This is a genomic window from Flavobacterium sp. (genome assembly GCF_041392085.1).
GTDB lineage: Bacteria > Bacteroidota > Bacteroidia > Flavobacteriales > Flavobacteriaceae > Flavobacterium.
On the sequence record NZ_JAWKMW010000007.1, the window covers coordinates 166819 to 192180 of the forward strand.

Below are 25362 nucleotides of genomic sequence, written 5' to 3' on the forward strand. Positions count from 1 at the left end.
TTGATATTGATTTTTATTACAGTTTGTGCTCTTCTAGATAATGGTAAAACTCATCAAAAATGATTTTAAACCAAACGGTATAAATTTCAGATTGTGTTTGAATATCGTCTTTAATCGCTTCAATACTCATCCATTTCCAATTTTCCACCTCATCAGTGTTGATTTTAGGTTCTTGATTAAAATAACCTATCATCACGTGATCCAATTCATGTTCGGTTAAACCGTTATCAAACGGAGCTTTGTAGATAAAATGAAACAATTCCTTCAATTCTGTGGTAAAACCCATTTCTTCCTGCAATCTTCTGGTTCCGGCTTCTGTGTTAGTTTCACCTTCCCGTTGGTGACTACAACAAGTATTGGTCCATAATAAAGGTGAATGGTATTTGTGATGGGCTCGTTGTTGCAACATCACTTCGTTTTTATCATTCAAAATAAAAACGGAAAAAGCACGATGCAAAACAGCTTTTTCATGAGCTTCAAGTTTTTCCATCAGACCGATGGGTTCATCTTGTTCGTTTACTAAAATTACTTTTTCTTCTGTCATAGCATTTTTATAGCTTTTCAAAGGTAAGAAAAAGTTCGTTTTTATTTTGATTTATATGGAATTGTGAAAAGTTTAACGGGTGTTGAATCAATTTTAGTAATTCAAACTCTCCTTAATCTTTAACGCACATTTTTCTCCATCAATGGCAGCAGAAACAATTCCACCGGCAAAGCCTGCTCCTTCTCCACACGGGTACAAGCCTTTGATTTGAAGATGTTCTAATGTTTGAACATCCCGTGGAATGCGAACAGGAGATGATGTTCTGCTTTCCGGTGCGTGCAAAATGGCTTCGTTGGTTAAATAGCCTTTCATTGATTTGCCAAATAGTTGAAAACCTTCACGCATAATTTGGGTTAAAAAACCTGGAAAAACCTGACCCATTTCCACTGATGTGGTTCCGGGAACATAAGAGGTTTTGGGAATTGAAGCGGAAACTTTGTTTTGTGTAAAATCGATCATGCGTTGTGCAGGAACTTTTTGAGTCTCTCCTGCCAAATGCCACGCTTTTTGCTCAATGGCTTTTTGAAATTCCATTCCGGCAAGCGGACCAAATTTGGCAAATGGTTTAAAATCATCCAATTTTAATTCAACCACAATCCCTGAATTGGCGGTGGCCTGATCTCTTTTGGAAGGCGACCAACCGTTCGTTACCACTTCTCCCGGACTTGTGGCACAGGGAGCAATCACCCCACCCGGACACATACAAAAAGAGTACATACCACGACCATTTACTTGTTTTACGATGGAATATGGAGCAGGTGGCAAATAGTCACCTCTGAAGTCGCAACTGTATTGTATTGAATCAATTAATTCTTGCGGATGTTCTGCCCGAACGCCTAATGCAAAAGGTTTTGCTTCAATAAGGATTTTTTTTCTATTTAATAATTCAAAAATATCACGAGCAGAGTGTCCCGTTGCTAAAATGACTTTATTCGCGGAAATCGTTTCTCCTTTTTGGGTAACGATGCCTTGCATTTGATTGTTTTTAATGATAAAATCAGTGACACGGGTTTCAAACAAAACTTGTCCGCCACACTCAATAATTTTCTCCCGAATATCTTGAATGATTTGAGGTAACTTATTGGTTCCGATATGCGGATGAGCTTCTACTAGAATATCGGGAGATGCTCCGAATCCGACCAATAATTGCAAAATTCTATCCACATCACCTCGTTTTTTGGAGCGTGTATAGAGTTTTCCATCGGAATAGGTTCCTGCTCCACCTTCGCCAAAACAATAGTTGGAATCTTCGTTGACAATGTGGTCTCGATTAATGGCTTTTAAATCACGTCGACGACCACGAACATCTTTGCCACGTTCGATAACGATAGGTTTCAAACCAACTTCAATGAGTTGAAGAGCAGCAAAAAGTCCGGCTGGACCGGCACCAATGACAATTACTTCTTTTTGATTGGTAACATTTGGATAATTAGGTAATTCGATTTTTTGTTCAATAAACGGTTCACCATGAAAGAAAATCATCAATTTTAAATTGATTTTGATTGCTTTTTGGCGGGCATCAATCGAACGCTTTAGAATGGAAATATGCTGTAGTTCTGACAATGAAGTCCGAATCATTTTTGCCACATGATCTTTGAGTAAAAAATCATTGGCGGCCACTTCGGGTGCAACTTGAATGAGCAGTTCTTTGGGCATCGTATTCTTTTTGCAAAAGTAATTTTTTTATTTGTTTACCATAAAAAAAGGTTCAGCAAATGCCAAACCTTAATTTATTCAAATTTACTTTTTTGTTATTTCTTCAAAAATTTATAGTTCAACGTTTGGTTGTTAGTTTGAATACTTATCAAATACAATCCAGATTGAAGCGTTGAAACATCAATTGTTTGATTATTATTGAAACTATTTACTTCTTTAACTTTTGAACCATTGATAGCATAAATCGAAACTTTATCAATACTCCATTCCGATTGGTTGGCAATCGAAATAAAATTTTCTGCCGGATTTGGGTAAATCTGAATCAATTTTACTAATTGATTTTCTGTTAAACCCAATGCTACTTGATTATCTAAATAATCCGGAATTTCATTTGAATTTGTATCATCATTCATTGGATTATTATCGCCATCATAATCTTCATCAATTGTTAATACACCATCCCCATCATCATCATTATCCAAATAATTTGGAATTCCGTCTAAGTCTGTATCAACATTTGTTATTTCATCCAAACTTCTTCCCGCATCAAAAACGTATTCAAATTCCGTCAGAACCATGTCGCCATCATCGTCATTATCCAAATAATTTGGTATTCCATCACCATCGGTATCATCATTAGCTAGATTACCATCTTCATTTACATCTTCTAAATCAGTAGAAACATTATCAGTATCATAATCATTAGTACAATCTATCAGCGATAAAATTATAGGAGTAATAGCACCATTAAACGCTGCATATAATGTTTGTGTATTAGGGTTGATATTAACATAATTTGTACCCGGTATTGAGTTTCCTCCCAGCTCTGCATCCATAATTGTTTCATGAATAGTTACATTTTCGGCTGAATCACTAGTAATCGCTTCTTTTATAAGATCTAAGTTGAAGGAACCGTAACCATCTAAATTATCATCACAAATCGTATAAGCATAAGTTGTATTTTCTAACGGTCTTGCAAAACGCCAACCTTCTTGTGATGCAGACCAAGTTCCTGTATTTCTGTTGGGAGGTGATAATGAACTTGAACCATCTTGATTGATTATTCCTATTAGAGTTCTTCCGCCATTCCAGGTTGAGCAAATCGGTTTATCTACAATTTGTACATCAATAAAATTAAATGTTTCATATAAAATTAGTTGAAATGTACTTGTTAATTGAGAACATTGATAATGAGGTTGATTTTCAAATAATACAATAAACTTTCTGTAGGGTGCAAATCCTACTACTGCATAGGTTAACGAGCCAACTTGGTTTGGATTATACAGATCATGAAAGCTGGCAAATATTGAATTAGTAATGTTAAAACTTGGCTGCTCGATTTGAGCATTAAAGCTCCAAGGACTAAATCCATTTGCCAAAGCTATGTCAAAATTAACAAAACCATTTGTACTAATCACTAACTGATTATAAGTATTCCCATAATAATCGAAATCGAAACCAATTTGAATTGCACCTGAATATAAATCATCACCTGTTGACAATGCGTTTGCAGTTGTTGAATAAACCTGATGCGGAATTGATGTAACCGAATAATTATTTTGCGAAAAACTAAAGTTAATCGAGAACAAAAAAAGTAATAAAATTTTTGATAGGTAATTGTTTTTCATATAAATGTTTTTTCAAAGATATAAATTTAAACCATAATTTATTCCTTTTCTTGAAAAGCTTTCAAAACAAACGAAGCTAACCAATGTTCGCCTTCATAATTTCCATCAACTACTGATGGAAGTGAAAAATTAAGGTGTTTTTCTGCCAATGGTTTTAGATGAGAAAAGTGTTTTGGATACAATATAATTATATGATAAAAATTCCAAGCACGGCTGAAATTTAATCCATCTAAATGAACTAAATGACCATCGGTTCGGTCTGAAACTCGGGCTACTTCCCAATTAAAATCTTTCTTAAATATGCTTTTATTAAATTTTTTCAACCATGATAAAAAATCCTTTTCAGGTAAAATTCTACTCATGATTCCGATTTCCTCCATACAAGGCGAAAGAAAATCGGTACCGCTGGGTTCCCAGTTTAACGGACAATTTTCATCGGATAAAAATAATCGTTTGGCATTTTCGATAATTAAATTTTGAAAATCCTTGTTGTTTGAATAAACGGCATAATCCCACGCAAATGTGAGTCCGAATGCCGTGTTATTATGTGTTCCGGCTCGAACCGGATAAAGTAATTTCGGGAGAAATTCATGATAGCGTTGCACAATCAAATCGGATAATGGTTTGAGATTTTGGGCTAATTCTTTGGCAAAAGGTTGTTTGCTGATTTCTAATTCTAATTGCAGTTTTAATAACCAATTCCAACCATACGTTCGTTCAAACGATTTTTCGTGATTTTTAGAAAAATACTCCACTTCTACTTGTATGTTTTCTTTTGACAAATTGGTTTTTAACTTTTTAATTATCTCATTTTTATTCGCTAAATCTGGAAAGTGGTTCAACAAATAAACTAAACTCCAATGCCCATGCACAGACGAATGCCAATCGAAGCATCCATAAAAAGCGGGATGCAACTGTTTTGGGGAATGAATCTCGGTTGAATCCAACAATAACTGATTTAATTTGTTAGGGTATTCCTGTTGTAAACACTTGATAGGTAATGAGGCCAAATGATTGGCTTGTTCCAAAGTAAGCCTTTGTGCATTCAACCCCAACGAAAAAAAACATAGGCCAAATAAGAAGTTTTTCATAAAATGAATTTATTTTTGCTAAAAAAATGTCCAGAAAGATAAAATTAATTTGGGACTTTAGGGGTCCTGCCTCAGCTAAAACAGCTGAGCATCATGAAATTCATTTAAAAGAATTCATTGAAGCTGAAAAACTTCCTATAAATATAACCGGTTTTGAAATTTATAACGAAATGTACGCCATTGCTTTTATGGTTGTTACCGATGAAAAAATGATTGCTGTTCGCGATGCCTTACGACCTCATCGCGGGGAAATTTTTGAATAATTTTCAGTCGCAGTTTTCAGATTACTGTGACTGAAAACTGCTACTGAACACTAATTCGCTACTTCGCTAATGAATTTAATTCGCATTAAGCGTAATTCTTCAATATCATAATCACCGTCAAATTCCTTTAATGCTTCGTCAATTTTATCGGTTTCGGAATCCATAAAGTATTCTTGAATTTCTTCTTGTTGTTCTTCATCCAAAATTTCATCAATCCAATACTTAATATTTAATTTAGTACCGGAATAAACAATTTGTTCCATTTCCTTCAACAAGCTATCCATAGTAAGTCCTTTTGCTTTAGCAATATCTTCTAATGATAATTTCCGATCAATGTTTTGAATAATGTATAATTTATTGGCTGAATTTGCACCTGTAGATTTTACTACCAAATCATCTGGACGAATGATATCATTTTCATCCACATACCGTGCAATTAAATCTGCAAATGGCTTGCCGTATTTTTTTGCTTTACCTTCTCCTACTCCATGAACATTACTTAATTCCTCTATGGAAATAGGGTATTTTAGAGCCATATCCTCCAACGAAGGATCTTGAAAAACAACAAACGGAGGAACGCCTAATTTTTTGGCTTCTTTTTTTCGTAAATCTTTGAGCATTGCCATTAAAGCTTCATCAGCTGTTCCGGATGATTTTGAAGTAGCAACGATAGTGTCGTCATCTTCTTCACTGTACTCATGGTCTTCAGTCATCATAAAAGAAACTGGATTTTTAAGATAAGTCTTACCTTCTTCAGTCAGCTTTAAAATACCATATGTTTCAATATCTTTTTTTAGTAATCCAGACACCAGTACTTGTCGTATAAGTGCCATCCAATAACGTTCATCTTTGTCATTACCACACCCAAAAAAATCTTGCGAATCAGTTCGATGTGCTTTGATAACCGCATTGATTTTGCCCATCAACGTAAAAACCACTTCCTTCGATTTGTACAAATGTTTGGTATCTCTAACCACTTGAAGTAATTTAACAACATTCTCTTTTGCTTCTGATTTTGGTTTTGGATTACGCACATTGTCATCCATATCGCCTCCTTCACCGGTCTCGTTATCAAATTCTTCACCGAAATAATGGAGAAGAAATTTTCTTCTGGACATCGAAGTTTCGGCATAAGCAACCACTTCTTGAAGCAAAGCAAATCCGATTTCTTGTTCTGCAACGGGTTTGCCTGACATGAATTTTTCAAGTTTTTCTACATCTTTATAAGAATAATAGGCTAAACAATGACCTTCGCCACCATCTCGACCGGCACGCCCGGTTTCTTGGTAATAACTTTCAAGCGATTTAGGAATGTCATGATGTATAACAAAACGAACATCCGGTTTGTCTATACCCATTCCAAAGGCAATCGTAGCTACTACTACTTCAACATCTTCCATCAAAAACATGTCTTGATGTTTAGCACGTGTTTTGGCATCTAATCCGGCATGGTAAGGAACAGCACTTATGCCGTTAACTTGTAATACCTGAGCAATTTCCTCTACCTTTTTACGGCTCAAACAATAAATAATTCCTGACTTACCTTTGTTTTGTTTGATGAATTTTATAATGTCTGATTCTACATTTTTGGTTTTTGGACGAACTTCATAAAATAAATTAGGGCGGTTGAAAGATGCTTTAAATGTTTTTGCATCAGACATGTCTAAATTCTTAAGTATATCCTCTTGTACTTTTGGTGTAGCCGTTGCGGTAAGTCCTATAACGGGAACATTCCCTAAATGTTTGATAATATTCTTAAGATTACGGTATTCGGGGCGAAAATCATGTCCCCATTCTGAGATACAGTGTGCTTCATCAATGGCAATAAAAGAAATTGGAACTGACTTTAAAAATTCTACATATTCTTCTTTTGCCAAAGATTCCGGAGCCACATACAATAACTTTGTTATACCGGCTACAATATCTTTTTTTACTTGATTAATTTCTGTTTTTGTTAATGAAGAATTCAACACATGAGCAATCCCATCTTCAGAAGAAACACTTCGGATAGCATCTACTTGATTTTTCATTAAGGCAATAAGCGGTGAAACAACAATCGCTGTTCCATTTTGAAATAATGCCGGTAGCTGATAACATAATGATTTACCTCCACCGGTAGGCATAATCACAAAAGTATTTTTTTTATCCAGGATACTTTTGATTACTTGTTCCTGAAGCCCTTTGAATTGGTCAAAACCAAAATACTTTTTTAATTCCTTGTGAATATCAATTTCGTTGGGATTCATTCTTATGTATGGGTATTTTATTTTAAATTTGCATCCATAAAGATACAACTTTCTTTTATTCATACAAATTTTATATATAATCCGTTTTGATTACAAAAGAAAAAATTTTAGCAACTGCCAAAGAAACTATTTCGAGCGAAAGTAAAGCTGTTTCTAATTTGGCTGTTCTACTTACTGATGACTTTGCAGCAAGTGTAGAGTTAATTTACCAATCAAAAGGTCGATTAATTGTTACCGGAATTGGAAAAAGTGCCATTATAGCCCAAAAAATTGTAGCAACATTAAATTCTACCGGAACTCCTTCTCTCTTTTTGCATGCTTCTGAAGCTGTACATGGAGATTTAGGTATGGTTCAACCATCGGATATTGTTATATGTATCTCAAATAGTGGCAACAGTCCTGAAATAAAAATTTTAGTTCCTATTTTAAATAGATTTGGCAATACTTTGATTGCCATGACTGGAAACTTAAATTCTTTTCTGGCTAAACATTCACAGTTTGTTTTGGACACAACTGTTGATAAAGAAGCTTGTCCAAATAATTTGGCACCAACCAACAGTACAACCGTTCAATTAGTTATGGGAGATTGTATTGCTGTTTGTTTAATGGAATTACGGAATTTTAAAGCAGAAGACTTCGCTAAATATCATCCGGGAGGAGCTTTAGGCAAGAAGCTCTTACTCCGTGTGAAAGACATATTAGATGAATCTAAAAAACCAGCCGTTTTCCCTGAGTCAACTATTCAAACCGTTATTTTTGAAATTTCCGAAAAACGTCTTGGTGTTACTGCTGTGGTAGAAAATGATAAAATAATCGGAATTATAACTGATGGCGACATCAGAAGAATGTTGAGCAAAACGGAGACCATTACCGGCATAACCGCAAGAGATATTATGACAAAAAATCCTAAAGTGATTCAACCTGACGATATGGTGGTGAAAGCGTTAAACACAATGGAGGATTTTTCAATCACCCAATTAATTGTTGCCGAAAACAACAACTATAAGGGAGTAATTCATTTACATGATATTTTAAAGGAAGGTATTGTATAATGGCAAGCAACAATCTCAAAGAAATGTCATTTTTAGACCATCTCGAAGAGTTGAGATGGCTTTTAATCAGAAGTACAGTAGCTATATTAATTCTAGCTTGTGCTGCTTTTTTTATTAGTGATTTCATTTTCGAACAAATTTTATTTGCTCCAAAAAACCCTAATTTTGTCACTTATCGATTTTTCTGTGAAGTTACACAGTATTTTGGTATCGAAAGTGTTGAAATTTGCGATGTAAAAATGCCTTTCATCATTCAAAATACTAATATGGGAGGTCAGGTTTCATTCTTAATTTGGACGTGCATCACTGTTGGATTTGTGGCTGGTTTTCCTTTTATTTTATGGGAATTTTGGAAGTTTATCAGTCCGGCCCTATATGAAAAAGAAAAAAAATATGCTAAAGCATTTATTCTATTTTCTTCATTATTATTTTTTCTAGGTGTTTTGTTTGGTTATTACATCATTACCCCTTTGTCTGTCTTCTTTTTTGGTTCATTCAGTGCCAGTACAGAAATCGTCAATGAATTTAATCTGGAATCATATACGAGCATGATAAAAACATCCTCTATTGCATGCGGTTTGTTATTTGAATTACCTATTTTTATTTACTTTTTAACCAAATTAGGTCTTGTTACACCCTCTTTTTTGAGAAAGTATAGAAAATATGCATTAATCTTAGTTTTGATTTTGTCGGCTATTATTACACCTCCTGACATCATTAGTCAGGTAATTGTGGCCATACCGATAATGATTCTTTATGAAATAAGTATTCTGATAAGTGCTTTAGTAATGAGAAAAAAAACTGAACCAAATTGATTATTTTATGGTAAAAGACTTAGTACAAGAATTCAATGAATATCGTTCTAAAATGAATGAAAAGTTGTTAGCTGATAATAATTTAGTTATCAAAAGAATATTTAATTTAGACACCAATGCCTATGCTGAAGGTGCATTAGATATTAAAACCAAGGAACTATTGGGTTTAGTTGCATCAGCTGTTTTACGCTGTGATGATTGTATTAAATACCATTTAGAAACCAGTTACAAACATGGTATTACAAAAGAAGAAATGATGGAAGCCTTGGGAATCGCTACCCTTGTAGGAGGCACTATAGTAATTCCTCATTTGCGAAGAGCTTATGAGTTTTGGGAAGCCCTTGAAAACCAAAAATAAGATAATCTATTGTTAATATTAAAGTTTAAATGAGCTAAATTTGTTTATTTGTATTCAATAATAAACTCAAAACCTCAGCAACTTAGCTACTCAGCATCTAAAAAATGAAATTAAGAGCCGAAAATATCGTTAAAACCTACAAAGGCAGAAGTGTTGTAAAAGGTGTTTCTGTGGAAGTGAACCAAGGTGAAATTGTTGGATTGTTGGGGCCAAATGGTGCCGGTAAAACCACTTCTTTTTATATGATTGTAGGATTGGTTAAACCCAATAGTGGAAAAATATTTTTGGATAATATGGAAATTACCGATTATCCAATGTACAAGCGTGCTCAAAACGGTATTGGTTATTTGGCTCAAGAAGCTTCTGTGTTTAGAAAATTGAGTATAGAAGATAATATATTGAGTGTCTTACAGCTTACTAAACTTTCCAAAGCCGAACAAGAAGCCAAAATGGAAAGTTTAATTGAAGAGTTTAGTTTACAACACATTCGAACCAATCGAGGTGATTTATTATCAGGAGGTGAACGTCGGCGAACAGAAATTGCCCGTGCTTTGGCAACCGACCCAAAATTTATCCTTTTAGACGAACCCTTTGCAGGTGTTGATCCCGTGGCAGTTGAAGACATTCAACGCATTGTAGCTCAATTAAAAAATAAAAATATCGGAATTTTAATTACCGACCACAATGTACAAGAAACTTTAGCTATAACAGACAAAACGTATTTAATGTTTGAAGGCGGCATTTTGAAGGCAGGTATCCCGGAAGATTTAGCGGCAGATGAAATGGTGAGAAAAGTGTATTTAGGTCAAAATTTTGAATTGCGAAAAAAGAAATTGACGTTTTAATTTTCTATTACAAAAGCATATAATTGAGCATTTTTGGTGTTCCATTATAAATATTAATATCTACAGGTCCTTCGATACCCGGAACTGTTCCCTTTTCTGTAAACTGCCAAATAGTCCAATGGTCTTTTAAATCTTCTACAAAAAAATTATAATTGGCAATCCAAAAGGTATAACCTTTGAACTCTTCAGCTAAAAAATCCTTATAGTAACTTTCACCCGAATAAATGATGGGTTTTACGTTATAATGCTTTTCTATTTTTGTTAACCATCGCTTTAAACCAACTTTTAAGCTATCAATTGATTGGGTTTTAGGCAGGTTTTCAATATCTAAAACCGGTGGAAAATCCCCTTTTTGAAGTTTAACTGTATTAATAAAATTTGCCGCTTGTTGAATAGAATTTTCATTGGGTCGATAATAATGATATGCACCACGAATCAAACCATTTTCTTTGGAGCCTTTCCAATTTTTCCTAAAATGAGTATCTGTTTTATCTTTACCAGCAGTTGCTCTGATAAAAACAAATTTCAATTGAAAAGTGTCTTCAACTATTTTTGTTTCTTCCCAATTAATTTCTCCTTGGTATTCTGAAACATCAAAACCAATTACTTTCTTTTCATGTTTTTTTAACACCTGAAAAATTCTGACTTCTTCCGCTTTGGTCGCATTAGTATTTTCAATGGTATGTTTGGAACGAAAACTAAAATAATAAGCTAACGCATCACGGTAATGATACATTGTTATTACAATAATTAATAAGAAAAAAAAAGTAGTAATAACGCCAATCATCTTCCCGGAAAGAAACACTTTTTTCTTTGTAGGACGCCTTTTTGTAGCCGATTTTCGTTTGATTTGCTTTGCCATAAGTTAAGAAAGACAAAACATTTAAGGTATCATTTTATTTTGAATAACCGATAACAAAACATATAACAAAATAATTAATGGTAAGGCTACTATTTGAAGAACCACCAACAGAGCAAGAGCTAAAATCAAGAATACAATTTGAAATTTACTATTTTGCCAAGAGAAATTTTTCATCTTTAACGAAAATAATTTAATTTCTGCATTCATCATATAAACACTTAATATAGAAATTGCTATGAGTACATAGGGATTGGTAAGAACTTCTCTTAAAAAAGCAATTTCAGTAGAAGTTATAATGAGTGGTATACTTAATATAAAAAGTGCATTTGCCGGTGTAGGCAACCCAATAAAAGAATCGGTTTGTCTTGTGTCTGTGTTAAATTTTGCCAATCGATAACATGAACCTAAGGTAATAAAGAATCCAAAGAGCGGTAAAATAAATTTTGTTGGAAAATAATCATCTAACGAAGAATAATCTATATTTTGAAAATTTAAAATCAATTTAAACATGACAAAACCGGGAACAACACCGCTGGTAACCATGTCTGCCAAGGAATCTAATTGAACGCCTAATGGACTTTGAACTTTGAAAAGACGAGCAAAAAAACCATCAAAAAAATCAAAAAAAATGCCCAAACAGACAAATAAAAAAGCTACATCAAAATGATCCCGTGCGGTAAAAACAATAGCTATACAACCGGACAATAAGTTGAGTAAAGTAATTAAATTAGGAATCTTCGCTTTTATATTCATCTTTTAAGGTTTAAAAACAAATTTAATACAATAAGTGGGAAACAAGTGCGTTTTTTAAATGATATTTTTAGCTTACCCATTTAAGGTTTCTTATTTCGTTAAATGTTTAGAATAAGACAAGCTAAAAATTCCTATTTTTGGAAAAATATTGCTGGTTGCTGTCTGAAAATAAAATTTTGCTTTGAAAAAAAATCTTTTTTTTATCCTGCTTCTTTTCCCGTTTTTGGGAAATAGTCAGGCTGTCCGAAAATACTCAAATGAATTTATGAGTATTGGCGTGGATGCTGCTGCTTTGGGAATGTCAAATGCTGTAACAGCAAGTACTTCCGATGTAAATTCCGGCTATTGGAATCCGGCAGGCTTGGTCTTTTTAGAAGACAGTCAAGGTGCCTTAATGCATGCCAGTTATTTTGCTAACATTGCACAATATGATTACGCTGCTTTTGCCATGCCTATTGATGATCGAAGTGCTTGGGGCATTTCATTGATTCGCTTTGGAGTTGATGATATTTTAAACACAACACAATTAATTGACAGCGAAGGAAATATTGATTACAATAGAGTCAGCAAGTTTTCTACTGCAGACTATGGAGCAACTTTTTCGTACGCACGAAGTTTACAAGTTCCAGGTTGGCAATATGGTGTAAATGCAAAAGTAATTCGAAGAATTATTGGGGATTTTGCCAATTCGTGGGGATTTGGAATCGATGTTGGAATTCAATTTGAGCGTGATAATTGGCGTGTGGGATTAATGGTCCGTGACATCACTACCACCTACAATATTTGGAATATTGATGAAGAAGAATTTGAAAAAATTGCGAATGCCATTCCCGGACAAAATCAAGATTTACCCGAAAGTACAGAAATCACTTTACCAAAAGCTCAGTTAGGAATTTCCAGAAAATTTGAATACCGCTATGATTATTCTATTTTAGCGGCATTTAACTTGAACATGCAGTTTTTTAAAACTAACGATATCATAGCTACGGACTTTGTAAGCATTGATCCCGCATTAGGTTTTGAATTTGGATATACTGATTTAGTTTTTTTACGTGCCGGTGTTGGTAATTTTCAGAATGTAACTCAAATTGACAACAGTGAAAAAATTGGTTTTCAACCCAATATTGGTTTAGGATTTAAATATAAAGGGATTCAAGTGGACTATGCTTTAACGGATATCGGTGACCAAAGTGCAGCTTTATATTCAAATATTTTTTCTGTAAAAGTAGACTTAGGAATCTTTAGGTAAATTGAATGAAAACAAAAGTACTATTTCTCTTTTCTTTATTTTGCAGTTTAGTAAGTTTTGGACAAAATTACCCATTGTCATCCGAGGCAAAAATTAGTGTTTTAACTTGTGGAAGTGGTGAAGAATTACATTCAATTTTTGGTCATACTGCCATCAGAATTCAAGACAACAAACAAGGTCTTGATATGGTTTATAATTTTGGTATGTTTGACTTTGACACATCTAATTTTTATCTAAAATTCGTAAAAGGCGATTTACAATATTATGTAGCTAAAAGCTCATTTGAAGTTTTTTTGTATTCCTATCGAATGGAAAACAGAAGCGTTTATGAGCAGGAATTAAATCTTTCGTCTACACTAAAACAGAAATTATATGACAATTTAGAAAAAATCCTTTATTCTGAGGAGCGTTTTTATACTTATAAATTTATTGATAAAAATTGTACTACAATGGTAGTCGATCAAATTAATCATCTTTTAGAGGATGTAACAATTGTTAAAACAGGAAATACAATCGAAAGTTATCGACATGTGCTCAATCCGTTTATGGATAATCTTTTTTACCAAAAATTAGGAATAAATATCATGTTTGGCTATCGAACAGATCAACCTGCTAAGCAACTTTTTTTACCAATAGAATTACTTCAAAGTTTAGAAACCACAAAAATAAATAACACAAAAATCACATCAAAAACAGAAGTGCTGTATAAAAAAAATGATTTAATTCAAGCCAAGTCTTGGTGGAATTCGATGTATACTTTTATCTTAATTTTGGTGTTGATTTTGATTTCTAATCAAAACAAAGTTTATTTAGCTTTTTTATCAATTTTAGGTCTTTTAGGAATTTTTTTATCAACAGTAGGTTTTTTTTCATTGCACAGAGAAATTCTTCAGAACTATAATATACTATTATTCAACCCATTCTTGATTGGAGTTGTTTTTTCATTTATTAAGCTGAAGACAAGTTGGTTTAATCGCTTTTTTTATTTTATTCTTTTGTGCTTTGTTACGTATCTCGTTTTCATGGTGAATAAGGCTCATTTGTTTTTAATGCTTCCAATGTTGATTTTGGTTGTATTGATTCTTTTGCGATTAAAAAATCGACTTCTAAAAAAAGTAGAAATTATTGACCCCGATAAAAAAGTATAGTACTGATTGTTTTAATCATAATGTTAATATCCAAAAAAATACTTCGGTGTTTGATATAATACAAATCATATTGAAGCTTAATCAAACTATCATCAATTGAGTCTCCATAACTGTAATTCACTTGAGCCCAACCTGTTAAACCAGGCTTAACTACATGCCTGGTTTGGTAAAAAGGCATAACTTCTGCTATTTCATTTACAAATATGGGACGCTCAGGTCTTGGCCCGATTACCGCCATTTGCCCCAAAAGAATATTGATAAATTGTGGAAACTCATCAATTCTGCTTTTTCTGAGAAATTTTCCGAATGGAGTGATTCTAACATCATTTGTAGTAGCAAAGACTGCACCGGAAGCCTCCGCATTTTTAACCATGGTTCTGAATTTGAGGATTCTAAATTCTTCTCCATTTTTTCCTACTCGCATTTGTGTATAAAAAAGATTTCCTTTATTTCCTAGTGCATTTCCAAGCAAAATGAATGGCAACAAAAAAATTCCAAAACTGATTCCGAATATGGCAATTATTATTTCAAAAAAACGAACAAAAAGTAGGTACAGTTGATTTTGATTGCTTCGGCTAAATGGAAAGTATTTGTAAAAATCTCTTGCCACAAATTGTACCGGAATACGTTGGGTTAAATTTTCATAGACTTGCGTATATTCTCTAATGATATAACCATTTTCTAACAATAACAACAACTTATTGTATAAATCAACTGTTATTTCTTCCGTTCTTTGGGTAGCGATAACTATTTCGGATATTGAGTTTTTGGAAACAAATTTTTGCAGATTTTCAACCGATAAAATTGACACGGACTTATTGAAGATTTTAACATCAGTATGCTCATCAGTGTTTACAAAAGCAATAATATTATAATGAGGATCAATACTTTTCAATCCGGAGATCAATTCATCAGCCAATTCTTTTTCGGAAATAAGAATTACTTTTTTCTCAAAACGGTGTGAGGCTAAATATTTTTGATAAAACATTCGCCATAAAAACAGAGCTGAAAAAATAGCCAAGAAAAAGTAAACAATTTGAATCCTATTGTTTGGAAGAATCGGAGTAAAAAAGGGTGTTAACAGATAAAATAAAACCGTTGTTGAGGAAGTTAAAACAATACTTCTAATCACCTGAAATTGATTACTAGCCACTTGGAGATTATACATTTCAAAAACAGAACCTACAATCAAAACATAAACCCCCAATACCAAAGTCCAATAAAAATTGGAAGGTGTAATAGAAAAATAATCAAATTTAAAAATTATTCCTACAATGTAGAGCATTAATAGGACAAACAAGACGTCAAAAACCCTGAGAAGAATTTTTCTCTCTGAAACTTCAAAATGAATTTTCTTCTTGCTTTTCATTCTATCTAACTGTTGAATTGAGGACGCAATTTAACAATTTTAGGAAGAATTCTTTAAGCTATTTTAAAATTTCTTTCCATAGGCTTTTAATAATTTGCCAATCAAATTGTTCTACCAATTTTCGCCCGTTAGTAGCAAGCTTGTGAGCTAATTCAGGATTAGTAATCAATTCAATTATTGCATCAGCCATTGCTTGAACGTCTGAATCATCAACTAAAATTGCTGTTTCTCTGTCTTTAACTAAGTACGGAATACCTCCAACATTTGTAGAAACTACCGGTAATCCTAAGGCTAAAGCTTCGATCAGACTTACCGGAGTATTATCAAAATGAGTAGTATTAATGAAAATATCATAATTTTCCGAGAGTTTAATCCACTCTGATTTTGATAATTTTCCGGTGAAAGTAACATTTAGATTTTTATCGTGTGCATATTGACTCAAACTTTTGATTGTTAAACCATTTTCCGGCCCTACCATACATAATTGAATTTCAGGATAAATAAAGTTTACTTTTTCAGCAACATCGATAGCCATGGTAGGATTATAAATATCAGATAATGATCGTACCCATAAAATCTTTGGTTGAAATTTGATTCTTTTTTTAAAACTATACTCTTTAATTTCAATTTGATTTGGAATATTTACAATATTGTTCCATCTATTACCAATTACTTTTTGATAAAGAAATTGTGACGGCACAGAATTTATGTAAGCGTTTTTAAAAATCATTTCAGACAGTAACGGATTCTTTTCTATTCTTTGTGGAAGCATACCTCCATGCAAAATAGGTATATACTTAATTTTGAATACTCTACAAATCTGACTAATAATAAAAGCATACCAAAAATTTAACGTACTATAAGTATCTATCATAACATAATCAACACTTCCCGTATTACGAATTGTTGAAACTACCATACTCAGAAGTCTTAAAGCACTATTTTTCTGGGAAGAAGAGGTTATAACCTTATAACCTTCTTCAGACAAAAGAGGCCCTAAGGTTTCAATAGTAGACTTATTATATCCGTGTTTTGACAACACATTGCCTATATAAAGAATTTTAGTCATTAAATAAAGTCTTTATATTTTATATAAATAAACACTTCCTATTACTTTTAAAGGAATTAATTTTGTCCAAGGGATTGTTGTTACAACATAATTAACATTTTTAGATTTTAAAAAATCTATTTTCTCAGTCGGGTTTAATTTTCTCATTAATTCTAAATCATTTTGCCATTGAATTAATTTAATTGGATTACCCTCAATTAACATTGAAGCACCTTTATGGTCAAGAACTACTGACCTATCCGCCCCAGCCCTAATTAAATAGTCTCCGTAAAAAACAGCATTTCTTTCCGTATTTTGTTTTATATAATCAATCATTTCTGATAAATCATAGTTTTTTTTCTCTTTGTGATGTATTTTTAAATTATTTGGCAATATAGAAGTTGATAAATCATCACTGATAAAGGGTATGTTTGAGAATACTGGCATTGTTGAACAAATTAACATTACGCAATAACAGGTAAAAATTAAAGATTTTCCCCTGTTTGACAAATTAATTTTCTGAAGAATTTCTATAACAAACAAGTAAATTCCCACTTGAAAAATAAGTATTATAAATTTTTGAAAGCGTATGAGCTGAAAAGACATACGGATATTTTTATTCAACATATAATTAAGCAATTGTTCAATATAAACGGAAGCATTTGCTGAAATAAAAAGTATAATAAACGTAAAGAATAATATCTTAAAATTTATTTTTTTTGATGAGGAGTCAAAAAAGAAGTAACTAAAAAATAAGAATATAAAGAAATATAGAACTGGTAAGTTCCAATATGGCACAAAACGAAGCGGATCTACAAAATAACTAGGAATTCGTTCAAAAAAAGCTATGTCAAAATCACTTTGATTAAATAGAACCGTATTTTCCACATTTAGAAGATATGTTAATAAATATGGCATCATTCCTAATATACAAAAAAACAATGCTGAAAAAAATTGCCTACAAAATTTTTTTAACACTAATCGCCCAGTATAATATTCAAATAAAGTAAAAACAGAAAAATAAATAATAATACCTCCAATTCCGGAAATAGGATGAAAATTAAAAATAAATCCCAAAAATAATGATGCAATTAGTAAGCTATATTTTTTTTGTGAATTATAAATTAAAAAAGGAATTGGTAAGAAAGCTGTATAAATTGTTCTCGGCATAATTGTCCATAGATCTGAAATTCCTAATAATTCTCCTCCTGGTGGCCAAATTACACCTCTAATAAAAAAAGAAAAAAGTAAAGCTATCCAAAACTCCTTTTTTAATTTATAAAACAGAAAAAACCAAAGAAGACCATAAAGAAAATGAGCAAAAAAGCTAAACAAATTTAATGCTTGAATATAATCTGCATTAGTAAACTTTGAAAAAAACCTAAGTGTTTGAACAAAGAAAGGTGTATAATATTCGACATCACTCAATTGGTCTAAAAATAAATCATTTTGGAATAAAGTAGGATCATCTATTTTTTTACAAACCGGAATAATATTCCCCAAATCGGACGAAATATCTTGAACTTTGGCATCTAAATTTGAAAAATAAAACCCAAAAGCAATAACAAGGTTAAGTAGAACAACAATAATAATTTTACTTTGGGTCATGATCTTTAACTTTTGGCGAAATAATTATATCATATTGAATAGCTTGTAATAACAATTGAAAACCTAGAATAATAGATAACGTGACCAACATAATAGTTCCAGTTGGAGCCAAAATTTGATTAGAATAATAATAAATCCATTTACAAAACCCATAAATTACACCAAAAACAAATAATGGTAATCCAAACAATATATAGATAGAACCAATATTAAAATCATATAGAAAATATCTTTTTACAATTCTTTTCACAAATAATTTTAATAAATTCCATGAAAATATAACTGGCATTTTCCAAACTTGCATACTAGATTTTTCATCACTATAAATGGCCGGCATTGTTACATCTTTTATTCGTGCGTTGAAATAATAAATTTCAGCAATTAGAGATGTTTCAAAAAAATACCTATTGGATAATCTGTTCAAATCAAGTTGACGTAATAAATTTATATTTATAGCAAAATAACCATTTGTAGGGTCAAAAACATTCCAATAACCGGTTGAAATTTTAATTAGAAAGGATAAAAACAAATTACCAATTCTTCTAACAAAGGGCATCCTTTTTAAGGACTTTAAATCTCTAAAGCGATTTCCTTTAACATAATCACACTCATTAGACTTTAACGATTCGATTAGTATTGGCAAATAACCTAAATCCATTTGGTTATCCGCATCAACTTTAATTACTATACCTAAATCTAATTCTATTGCTTTGGAAAAACCTGTTTTTGTTGCCCCTCCAACGCCAAGATTTTTTGGGTTTTCCAGAAAAATAACTCTAGTATTATGGTTAATACTATTCAAAATTTCTTGTTTTGGCAAAGGTTCTTTACCACAATCATCAACAATAATGACAAACTCTATATAATTTGGTATAGCTTTAATTACCTCAATAATTTTTTTTGAAGCATTATAAAATGGAATTACTATACCTATTTTTGTATCTAACATTTTCTGGTTCATTGTCATGAAGCGTTGAAATTAATATATTAACTACCACTAAAAACAGACCTAAAATAGCAAATAAGGGCCTGTAAACATATAAATGTTCTCCAAAAAAAAGAGTAACCAACATAGAAACAACTAATCCTTTGAGTGCTAGTGCCTCCCCTTTGTATCTATTGAATGAAATTAGCAGATAATTTATTAACCATCCAAAATATAAAATAAAACCTACTATACCGAGTTCTTTAATAACATTTAAATACATGTTATGGGCAGAAAACCCCTTAGTTAATCTATTATTAAAACCTAGTCCGAGTGGAATTACTTCAGGATTATTTAACAGATACTCTAAATAATTCAAAGATAGTTGATTCCTCCCTGCTCCTAAATCATCATAAAGTTCGCCAACCCGTGCATTTTGTAAATCTTCTTCGTTCTCAATTTTATCAAACACTCTATTATTGACCACTTCATCAACTTTATCATACAAATCCTTATTTGTTGTAACAAAAAAACCAAAAATAACCCCTACAATTGTTCCAAAAAATACAAACCCCGAAGTTCTATAAAAAGCAAAAAAGGCAATGAATACAAGCAAACCTAAATAACTTGTTCTTGAACCGGACAACAATAAAACATACAAATTAATTAATATTACAAAAATGATAATCGATTTCGGAATCGATACTTTCTTATTAAAAAATAATCCTACTGAAAATACAAACAGAATTAATGAAAACATCCCTGTAACAATTTTGTTTGGCCCTAGAGTTCCCGACAAAAATCCTCCATATCCTCTATAGTAATTGTCGCTCCATAAAAAAGGAATTAATCCAAAATTTTGTAAAACTATAATTAGACAACTAAATACAGAACAAAATAAAATAAAGTAAATAAATAATTTCAGTTTTGTTTTATTGAAACATATAACATATAACATTATTGAAGTTATATAAAATATCCAAAAATGATATAAATATAAAACAGACTGCATAAAAACAGAAAATTTGTCTTTAAAAATACTAAAAAACAATGTCCCTACTAATGTCAAAGAACACCAAATTAAAAACTTATTAAGCCATTTAAACACATCAACTTTGTTAATTATTGCATAGTAAAATTTAAAGTTAACTGAATATATAAAAACAACAAAAACTCCTAACAAGTCATAAAGTCTCAATTCATTATCACCTTTTAAACTATAACCAACAACGGGAAGATTGTAGAAATAAGAAAATATCATCAAAATAACCAACATAAAATGATTGTTATTTCTCACTAAACCAGTAAAACTTAATCCTGATTTTAGAACAATTTTATTATTTTCATTTTTTGTTAGCTTATCCATTTTTGTTATTCCGTTCGGAAACTAAAACATATAATTTTAGTTTTTTTAAATAATTTTCAAATGTAAACTGTTCAGCTAAGTTTAAAACTTCATTTGATATGGCTTTAAGTTCATTCTGTTCTTTTACTAAGGCATTATTAAAAATAGTTGTATATGAAATTTTATCGCTTTTTATATTCCAAATAAATCCATTTTTTTGATTCAAATAATGTTTAATACTTCCAACATTAGATACTATTGGAATCACTCCATAACAAGCCGCTTCTGCAACTACTTTGGGAAAACCTTCGGCTTTACTGGGTAATAGAAAAAAATGAGATTGCGAAATAAAATGATGTAAATTCTCTTTTTTTAAGGGTCCATGAAAAATAACCTTATCTCCTAATTCTTGAGCTTCTATTTTATAATCATTTAGTTTGGGTCCATCACCAATTAAGTGTATTTTATTAATTTGATCTAAAGGAATGCTTTTTAACGCATTTAAAAGTAATGAAACCCCTTTGATATCATCAAATCTACCTACAAAAGAAAATGTAAATGGAGGAGAAAACACTTTATCTCTAGCAATAATCTTTCCTTTATTAATATCTTCCTTAGTTAAACATGGGTTCTCAAAGGAAAAACAATGTTTTTGTTGGTTTGGCCAAAATCCATTAATAGTTACTTTAGAAAAACTGGCTATTTTTAAAATCTTTCTCTGAAATCTGTAGGATAACGGAGTGTCTATTTGCCCCCAATCACCTGCATATTTATTCCACCAAATTTTATTTTTCTTTATAAAAAATGAAATTAATATAGCTATTAAAGCTGGGTGAGAAGGTGCTCTTGTGTGAATAATATTAGCCCTTCTAATTTGTTTATAAACAACCCAAAACATAATTGGATATTGTAAAATAATTTTAAAAAAAGAAAATAGTCCGCTTCCACCTACATTTTTTAACGAAATTAATTTGATTTTTTGTGATTCTAATTTTTGCATCGACAAATCACCTTCTTTATCACTTCTATCAAAACCAATCCAAATTATTTCATCAAAAAGATGTTCAATGTATTCCAATTCACGTACTACGGGTCCAAACGCAAATGCACCATTTCTGTTTTGAAACATTGATGTGTCTGAAATTATTGCTAATTTTTTGGGTTGATGCATATATAAATTTCTACTAATTTTTGGTAATAATTTAACATACCAAACTCTTTTTGAAAAACGTTTTCAAATTTAGAGTAATCTATTTGATTTTCATTGATTTTTTTTATTCTTTCTTCCCATTGATTAATATCAAAATTATCGATGAAGAATAAGGGAAAATAGTTCTTGAGGACTTTGGAAACCTCGCCGGTTTCGTAAGCCAAAAAAGGTAACCCATGAGCAATATATTCTATTAATACTAGTGGTCCTGTCTCTGATAAAGAAGTATGTAAACCAAATTTTGCACAATGTAAAACCTGCTGAGCGTTTGAAATTGAAGAATCAATTTCGATTGAATCAGTAATAGATTTTTCTATATTTTGAAAATAATTATTATCCTGATTCTTGCCTACTAACAACAAACTCCTATTCATTTTTTTAGCAAGATCAATTGCAAATTGATTGTTTTTAATTTTCTTTATGTTAGAAACTAAAATAAAATCGTAGTTTTTCTTTATTTCTTTTTTACTTTGATTTTTAATAATAATATTTTCAAGTAAAAAAACAGTTTTATCCTTCAACTGTAAATTACTTTTTGCCCATTGAACAAGAGTATTACTAACACCAATGTAGTATTTAGGTTTAAAAAATGAAGAAAACAAAAAAGGTACTTTTAAATCAACATCAATTGATCCGTAATGATCATGTAAAATAATCTTTGCATTAATTGGAAACAATTTATTGACCAATGTTATGTAACGATAAACATGTCTAAAATGACAATGAACAATATCGAAATCATTTAAAAGAACACTACACTCTTTCATTTTTTTTATACTCCATTTATTCTCTCGATGAAGTTGAAATTTTTGAATTTTTGAATTAATCTCAGAACTCAAGACCCCAGATTCTAACAAAAAAAAGGCCGCAACATCTTGATTGTTTTCAAACAAAATGTTACACATATCAACAAAAACTTTTTCAGCCCCACCAACATTAAGCGTATCGATAACTTGAATGATTCTCATTTTAGTCTAAATTAATAATTTGCAATAAACTCATAATATTGATTAACCCAATGTGTTGAGTCAAAATTATTTTTATGAATAGTAACATTCCCATTCAGTTTTAAATATTGCTCAAACGACATTTTATCTATGAAGTCAAGTGCTTCACTTACATCATCAAATAAAAAACCGGATTGGAAATTATGTATGAGTTCAGATGCTCCAATATTTTTGGCTATAAGTGGTACAGCTCCTACCGTCATGGCTTCAATAATTACTTGCCCAAAGGCTTCCTTTCTTGAGGGTAATATAATAAAATGATTTTGAGCCATCTCATCTATCACCTTTTGGTGAGATAACCTTCCTAAATAAATAATATTTTCATTATTTAATGGAATAATGCTTTTTAGTTGTCCATCTCCTATAATCTTTAACTGTATTTTTTTACTGTTATACTTTATAAAACTTGTCATTAACAAATCAAAACCTTTATGATATTCTAAATTTCCAACAAAAACCAAACGTTTTGTAGTTGAAAAATCTAATTTAAAATTTTCAACAGTTGGTTTAGAAAAACTGGATTCAAACTTTTTGACTTCAATAGAATTATGAAAAACAGAAATTTTGTTTTTAGGTATAAAATAAAATTTACTAACCAACTTTTCTTTCATGTAGTTTGAAATGGTAACTACTTCATGTGCAAACAAAAATTTCAAAGATGATTTAATTTTAGAAAAAAAGTTGTTTGGAAAAAAATCTGATTGCGAAATAACAATAACTTTTCTGGAAAAAAAATAGAATAAAAAGGAGAAATTTGTTGCTCTAAAATTTAAAATTACGCTATCAAATTTTTTTTCTTTCAGAATAATTGATACAAAAAAAAGAAAGCTCTTAAAAAAATTTTTACTTTTCCAATATTCAATTCTTCCTTTGTAATCGGCAATCACTTTCGAATTATCAGTAATATAAATAACTTCAAACCCCTTTTCTAAAAGTTTTTGTGATAATAAAAAATACTGTCTATTCGAAGGGACATCATTGATGGTGTTTACTATGACAATTTTTCTTAAATCGTTTTTAGTCATTATGAAAGCATTCTTGATGAAATTTTCCAAGATTTAAAAACTTGAAAAACTACTAAAGGTAAAACCAAAGGTAAGAAAAGAAAAGAAAGAAATATTAAAAATCGATTTCCTTTGAACTTATAAGGTATCAAAGATGGTAAAATAGAATTCATGATGTAATAGACTGTGGATGAATTACCAAAATATTTCCTTGAGAGGTATAAAACACTTGGAACGGGTCTTGGTCCAAATAGTTTTTTTGGTCTCCAACCATCCCAACTCCCCATCTGTCTTAAACCACCTTCACTTACTTTTAAATGAACACGTTTGGCTTTGCAATTGGAGATATTCTTATAACCATTCAAATAACATCGTAATCCAAACTCACCATCACCCATTCGTTGCTTTTCAAATTTTAAGTCAAAAAATCCAATTTTATAAAATATTTCTTTTTTTAATAATACATTTCCTGTATCAAGCTGTGAACTCCAACTAAAATAGTTGTAATGTTCAGGAACTTTTGCACCAACAACACTAAGCGAAACTCCGGATGAAATATCGGCTTTGAAAAAATCAAGGCATTTTAGATGTTCATAAATCCAATCTGCCTCTATAAGTGAATCATCATCATATAATAAAATATAATCGCCGGAAGCTTTTTCAATGGCCTCATTTCGAGCTTTCCATAATGCTTTTTCTTTTTGATGCCAATATATTAAATCTAAATTCCAATTTTTATAGAATTCTTCTTGAAATGGTTCGGTTTGATCAACTACTATCACTTCAAAATTTTTATACGTCTGTTTTTCTAAATCTAACATCACGTCTCTAAGGTATTTATACCTATTTAAGGTTGGAATTATAACTGATATTTTTGGATTATCACTTACCAGTTTACTCTCAAATTCATCATATTGATTCTGCTTGACAATTGTATTAGAAAAACTTACTCTCTTTACTTTTCTGTTTTTTAAAAAACAATAGGTCTCCTTAAAAGGATTATGAAATGTTAAAACTCTAATGATATATGTATAAAAAACCCAAGCCGGATGTAAATACTTTTTCATAAAACGGTACTCGTCTATGACAGGTAAATTAGCTTTATTCCAAATAGTGAGTCCACTTTCAAATCTTTGGTTGATGAAGCCCGAATTATGTGCTACCCAAGCTAAATCTCTATTTTGTGCATCTTTACTAAGGTAATTTAAATCTTTGGAGAAAGTAAATCCATTTTCCGTAAGTTGTTCTTCTGTTGGAAAATAGCCAAAGTCTTGAGATGGTTTTAGATTAAAATACCAAATGGGACGAGTATATTTTAAAAATTTGAAAATCATTG

23 protein-coding genes are annotated in these 25362 nt (G+C 31.2%); 7 read left to right on the forward strand and 16 right to left on the reverse strand.

What is annotated here, in order from left to right; all coding sequences use genetic code 11:
* Positions 1 to 16: 16 nt before the first annotated feature.
* The 4 genes from idi to R2782_RS07130 form a co-directional block, all read right to left on the reverse strand.
* Positions 17 to 544: an isopentenyl-diphosphate Delta-isomerase gene (gene idi / locus R2782_RS07115; protein ID WP_371267422.1), complete on the reverse strand. Its 528-nt coding sequence runs from the start codon at positions 542 to 544 to the stop codon at positions 17 to 19.
* A 93-nt stretch (positions 545 to 637) separates the two neighbouring features.
* Positions 638 to 2200 carry an NAD(P)/FAD-dependent oxidoreductase gene (locus tag R2782_RS07120; protein ID WP_371267424.1) on the reverse strand — a complete coding sequence of 521 codons (1563 nt, stop codon included), beginning with the start codon at positions 2198 to 2200 and terminating at the stop codon, positions 638 to 640.
* A 95-nt stretch (positions 2201 to 2295) separates the two neighbouring features.
* The gene (locus R2782_RS07125) at positions 2296 to 3828 is read right to left on the reverse strand and encodes a T9SS type A sorting domain-containing protein (protein ID WP_371267426.1); all 1533 of its coding nucleotides are present in this window, start codon (positions 3826 to 3828) and stop codon (positions 2296 to 2298) included.
* 38 nt (positions 3829 to 3866) lie between these two features.
* A complete protein-coding gene (locus tag R2782_RS07130) occupies positions 3867 to 4919 on the reverse strand; it encodes a DUF2891 domain-containing protein (RefSeq protein WP_371267428.1) in 1053 nt (350 codons plus the stop codon).
* A gap of 26 nt (positions 4920 to 4945) precedes the next feature.
* On the opposite strand from R2782_RS07130, the gene R2782_RS07135 reads away from it, so the two are divergent.
* A complete protein-coding gene (locus tag R2782_RS07135; RefSeq protein WP_371267430.1) occupies positions 4946 to 5182 on the forward strand; it encodes a hypothetical protein in 237 nt (78 codons plus the stop codon).
* A gap of 50 nt (positions 5183 to 5232) precedes the next feature.
* On the opposite strand, the gene recQ is transcribed toward R2782_RS07135, so the two are convergent.
* Positions 5233 to 7428 carry a DNA helicase RecQ gene (recQ, locus tag R2782_RS07140; protein ID WP_371267432.1) on the reverse strand — a complete coding sequence of 732 codons (2196 nt, stop codon included), beginning with the start codon at positions 7426 to 7428 and terminating at the stop codon, positions 5233 to 5235.
* Between the two features lie 86 nt (positions 7429 to 7514).
* On the opposite strand from recQ, the gene R2782_RS07145 reads away from it, so the two are divergent.
* From R2782_RS07145 to lptB, 4 genes are all read left to right on the forward strand, one after another.
* Positions 7515 to 8480: an SIS domain-containing protein gene (locus tag R2782_RS07145; RefSeq protein ID WP_371267434.1), complete on the forward strand. Its 966-nt coding sequence runs from the start codon at positions 7515 to 7517 to the stop codon at positions 8478 to 8480.
* Positions 8480 to 9295, forward strand: a complete 816-nt coding sequence (gene tatC, locus R2782_RS07150) for a twin-arginine translocase subunit TatC (protein ID WP_371267436.1) — start codon at positions 8480 to 8482, stop codon at positions 9293 to 9295. The genes R2782_RS07145 and tatC overlap by 1 nt, the downstream gene beginning before the upstream one ends.
* Before the next feature lie 7 nt (positions 9296 to 9302).
* Positions 9303 to 9653 (forward strand): carboxymuconolactone decarboxylase family protein, encoded by a 351-nt coding sequence (locus R2782_RS07155; protein WP_371267438.1) that lies wholly within the window; start codon positions 9303 to 9305, stop codon positions 9651 to 9653.
* Positions 9654 to 9757: 104 nt separating this feature from the next.
* Positions 9758 to 10498 (forward strand): LPS export ABC transporter ATP-binding protein, encoded by a 741-nt coding sequence (gene lptB / locus R2782_RS07160; RefSeq protein ID WP_371267440.1) that lies wholly within the window; start codon positions 9758 to 9760, stop codon positions 10496 to 10498.
* 7 nt (positions 10499 to 10505) lie between these two features.
* Here lptB and R2782_RS07165 read toward each other — a convergent pair whose 3' ends face one another.
* Both R2782_RS07165 and R2782_RS07170 read right to left on the reverse strand, forming a co-directional pair.
* Entirely contained in the window at positions 10506 to 11360 is an 855-nt protein-coding gene (locus tag R2782_RS07165) for a glycoside hydrolase family 25 protein (protein ID WP_371267442.1), read from the reverse strand.
* A 21-nt stretch (positions 11361 to 11381) separates the two neighbouring features.
* Positions 11382 to 12113 (reverse strand): phosphatidylcholine/phosphatidylserine synthase, encoded by a 732-nt coding sequence (locus tag R2782_RS07170; protein WP_371267444.1) that lies wholly within the window; start codon positions 12111 to 12113, stop codon positions 11382 to 11384.
* 265 nt (positions 12114 to 12378) lie between these two features.
* On the opposite strand from R2782_RS07170, the gene R2782_RS07175 reads away from it, so the two are divergent.
* Together R2782_RS07175 and R2782_RS07180 are read left to right on the forward strand one after the other, a co-directional pair.
* Complete coding sequence (locus tag R2782_RS07175) at positions 12379 to 13362, forward strand: PorV/PorQ family protein (RefSeq protein ID WP_371267446.1); 984 nt, start codon at positions 12379 to 12381, stop codon at positions 13360 to 13362.
* Positions 13363 to 13367: 5 nt separating this feature from the next.
* Positions 13368 to 14510, forward strand: a complete 1143-nt coding sequence (locus tag R2782_RS07180; RefSeq protein WP_371267448.1) for a DUF4105 domain-containing protein — start codon at positions 13368 to 13370, stop codon at positions 14508 to 14510.
* Here R2782_RS07180 and R2782_RS07185 read toward each other — a convergent pair.
* The 9 genes from R2782_RS07185 to R2782_RS07225 all read right to left on the reverse strand — a co-directional run bounded on the left by R2782_RS07185 (position 14485) and on the right by R2782_RS07225 (position 25360).
* Positions 14485 to 15879 carry an exopolysaccharide biosynthesis polyprenyl glycosylphosphotransferase gene (locus R2782_RS07185; protein ID WP_371267450.1) on the reverse strand — a complete coding sequence of 465 codons (1395 nt, stop codon included), beginning with the start codon at positions 15877 to 15879 and terminating at the stop codon, positions 14485 to 14487. The genes R2782_RS07180 and R2782_RS07185 overlap by 26 nt on opposite strands.
* A gap of 58 nt (positions 15880 to 15937) precedes the next feature.
* Positions 15938 to 16948: a glycosyltransferase family 4 protein gene (locus R2782_RS07190; RefSeq protein WP_371267452.1), complete on the reverse strand. Its 1011-nt coding sequence runs from the start codon at positions 16946 to 16948 to the stop codon at positions 15938 to 15940.
* A 12-nt stretch (positions 16949 to 16960) separates the two neighbouring features.
* On the reverse strand, positions 16961 to 18430 hold the full coding sequence (locus tag R2782_RS07195) for a hypothetical protein (RefSeq protein WP_371267454.1): 1470 nt from the start codon (positions 18428 to 18430) through the stop codon (positions 16961 to 16963).
* 91 nt (positions 18431 to 18521) lie between these two features.
* A complete protein-coding gene (locus tag R2782_RS07200; protein ID WP_371267456.1) occupies positions 18522 to 19484 on the reverse strand; it encodes a glycosyltransferase family 2 protein in 963 nt (320 codons plus the stop codon).
* Positions 19444 to 20826 carry an O-antigen ligase family protein gene (locus R2782_RS07205; protein ID WP_371267458.1) on the reverse strand — a complete coding sequence of 461 codons (1383 nt, stop codon included), beginning with the start codon at positions 20824 to 20826 and terminating at the stop codon, positions 19444 to 19446. The genes R2782_RS07200 and R2782_RS07205 overlap by 41 nt, the downstream gene beginning before the upstream one ends.
* Positions 20819 to 21805, reverse strand: coding sequence for a glycosyltransferase (locus R2782_RS07210; RefSeq protein WP_371267460.1), 987 nt, complete (start codon positions 21803 to 21805; stop codon positions 20819 to 20821). The genes R2782_RS07205 and R2782_RS07210 overlap by 8 nt, the downstream gene beginning before the upstream one ends.
* Before the next feature lie 149 nt (positions 21806 to 21954).
* On the reverse strand, positions 21955 to 22983 hold the full coding sequence (locus tag R2782_RS07215; protein ID WP_371267462.1) for a glycosyltransferase: 1029 nt from the start codon (positions 22981 to 22983) through the stop codon (positions 21955 to 21957).
* A gap of 11 nt (positions 22984 to 22994) precedes the next feature.
* The gene (locus R2782_RS07220) at positions 22995 to 24047 is read right to left on the reverse strand and encodes a glycosyltransferase family 4 protein (protein WP_371267464.1); all 1053 of its coding nucleotides are present in this window, start codon (positions 24045 to 24047) and stop codon (positions 22995 to 22997) included.
* Complete coding sequence (locus R2782_RS07225) at positions 24047 to 25360, reverse strand: glycosyltransferase family A protein (protein ID WP_371267466.1); 1314 nt, start codon at positions 25358 to 25360, stop codon at positions 24047 to 24049. The genes R2782_RS07220 and R2782_RS07225 overlap by 1 nt, the downstream gene beginning before the upstream one ends.
* Positions 25361 to 25362 lie beyond the last annotated feature (2 nt).

Coding starts and splice junctions, on each gene's coding strand:
- R2782_RS07120 (WP_371267424.1), bottom strand. CDS start 2,200: ATGCCCAAAGAACTGCTCATTCAAGTTGCACCCGAAGTGGCCGCCAAT.
- R2782_RS07190 (WP_371267452.1), bottom strand. CDS start 16,948: ATGACTAAAATTCTTTATATAGGCAATGTGTTGTCAAAACACGGATAT.
- R2782_RS07175 (WP_371267446.1), top strand. CDS start 12,379: ATGAGTATTGGCGTGGATGCTGCTGCTTTGGGAATGTCAAATGCTGTA.
- R2782_RS07170 (WP_371267444.1), bottom strand. CDS start 12,113: ATGAATATAAAAGCGAAGATTCCTAATTTAATTACTTTACTCAACTTA.
- R2782_RS07135 (WP_371267430.1), top strand. CDS start 4,946: ATGTCCAGAAAGATAAAATTAATTTGGGACTTTAGGGGTCCTGCCTCA.
- R2782_RS07155 (WP_371267438.1), top strand. CDS start 9,303: ATGGTAAAAGACTTAGTACAAGAATTCAATGAATATCGTTCTAAAATG.
- R2782_RS07125 (WP_371267426.1), bottom strand. CDS start 3,828: ATGAAAAACAATTACCTATCAAAAATTTTATTACTTTTTTTGTTCTCG.
- recQ (WP_371267432.1), bottom strand. CDS start 7,428: ATGAATCCCAACGAAATTGATATTCACAAGGAATTAAAAAAGTATTTT.
- idi (WP_371267422.1), bottom strand. CDS start 544: ATGACAGAAGAAAAAGTAATTTTAGTAAACGAACAAGATGAACCCATC.
- R2782_RS07130 (WP_371267428.1), bottom strand. CDS start 4,919: ATGAAAAACTTCTTATTTGGCCTATGTTTTTTTTCGTTGGGGTTGAAT.
- R2782_RS07180 (WP_371267448.1), top strand. CDS start 13,368: ATGAAAACAAAAGTACTATTTCTCTTTTCTTTATTTTGCAGTTTAGTA.
- R2782_RS07220 (WP_371267464.1), bottom strand. CDS start 24,047: ATGACTAAAAACGATTTAAGAAAAATTGTCATAGTAAACACCATCAAT.
- tatC (WP_371267436.1), top strand. CDS start 8,480: ATGGCAAGCAACAATCTCAAAGAAATGTCATTTTTAGACCATCTCGAA.
- R2782_RS07225 (WP_371267466.1), bottom strand. CDS start 25,360: ATGATTTTCAAATTTTTAAAATATACTCGTCCCATTTGGTATTTTAAT.
- R2782_RS07200 (WP_371267456.1), bottom strand. CDS start 19,484: ATGTTAGATACAAAAATAGGTATAGTAATTCCATTTTATAATGCTTCA.
- R2782_RS07205 (WP_371267458.1), bottom strand. CDS start 20,826: ATGGATAAGCTAACAAAAAATGAAAATAATAAAATTGTTCTAAAATCA.
- R2782_RS07165 (WP_371267442.1), bottom strand. CDS start 11,360: ATGGCAAAGCAAATCAAACGAAAATCGGCTACAAAAAGGCGTCCTACA.
- lptB (WP_371267440.1), top strand. CDS start 9,758: ATGAAATTAAGAGCCGAAAATATCGTTAAAACCTACAAAGGCAGAAGT.
- R2782_RS07185 (WP_371267450.1), bottom strand. CDS start 15,879: ATGAAAAGCAAGAAGAAAATTCATTTTGAAGTTTCAGAGAGAAAAATT.
- R2782_RS07215 (WP_371267462.1), bottom strand. CDS start 22,983: ATGAGAATCATTCAAGTTATCGATACGCTTAATGTTGGTGGGGCTGAA.
- R2782_RS07210 (WP_371267460.1), bottom strand. CDS start 21,805: ATGCAAAAATTAGAATCACAAAAAATCAAATTAATTTCGTTAAAAAAT.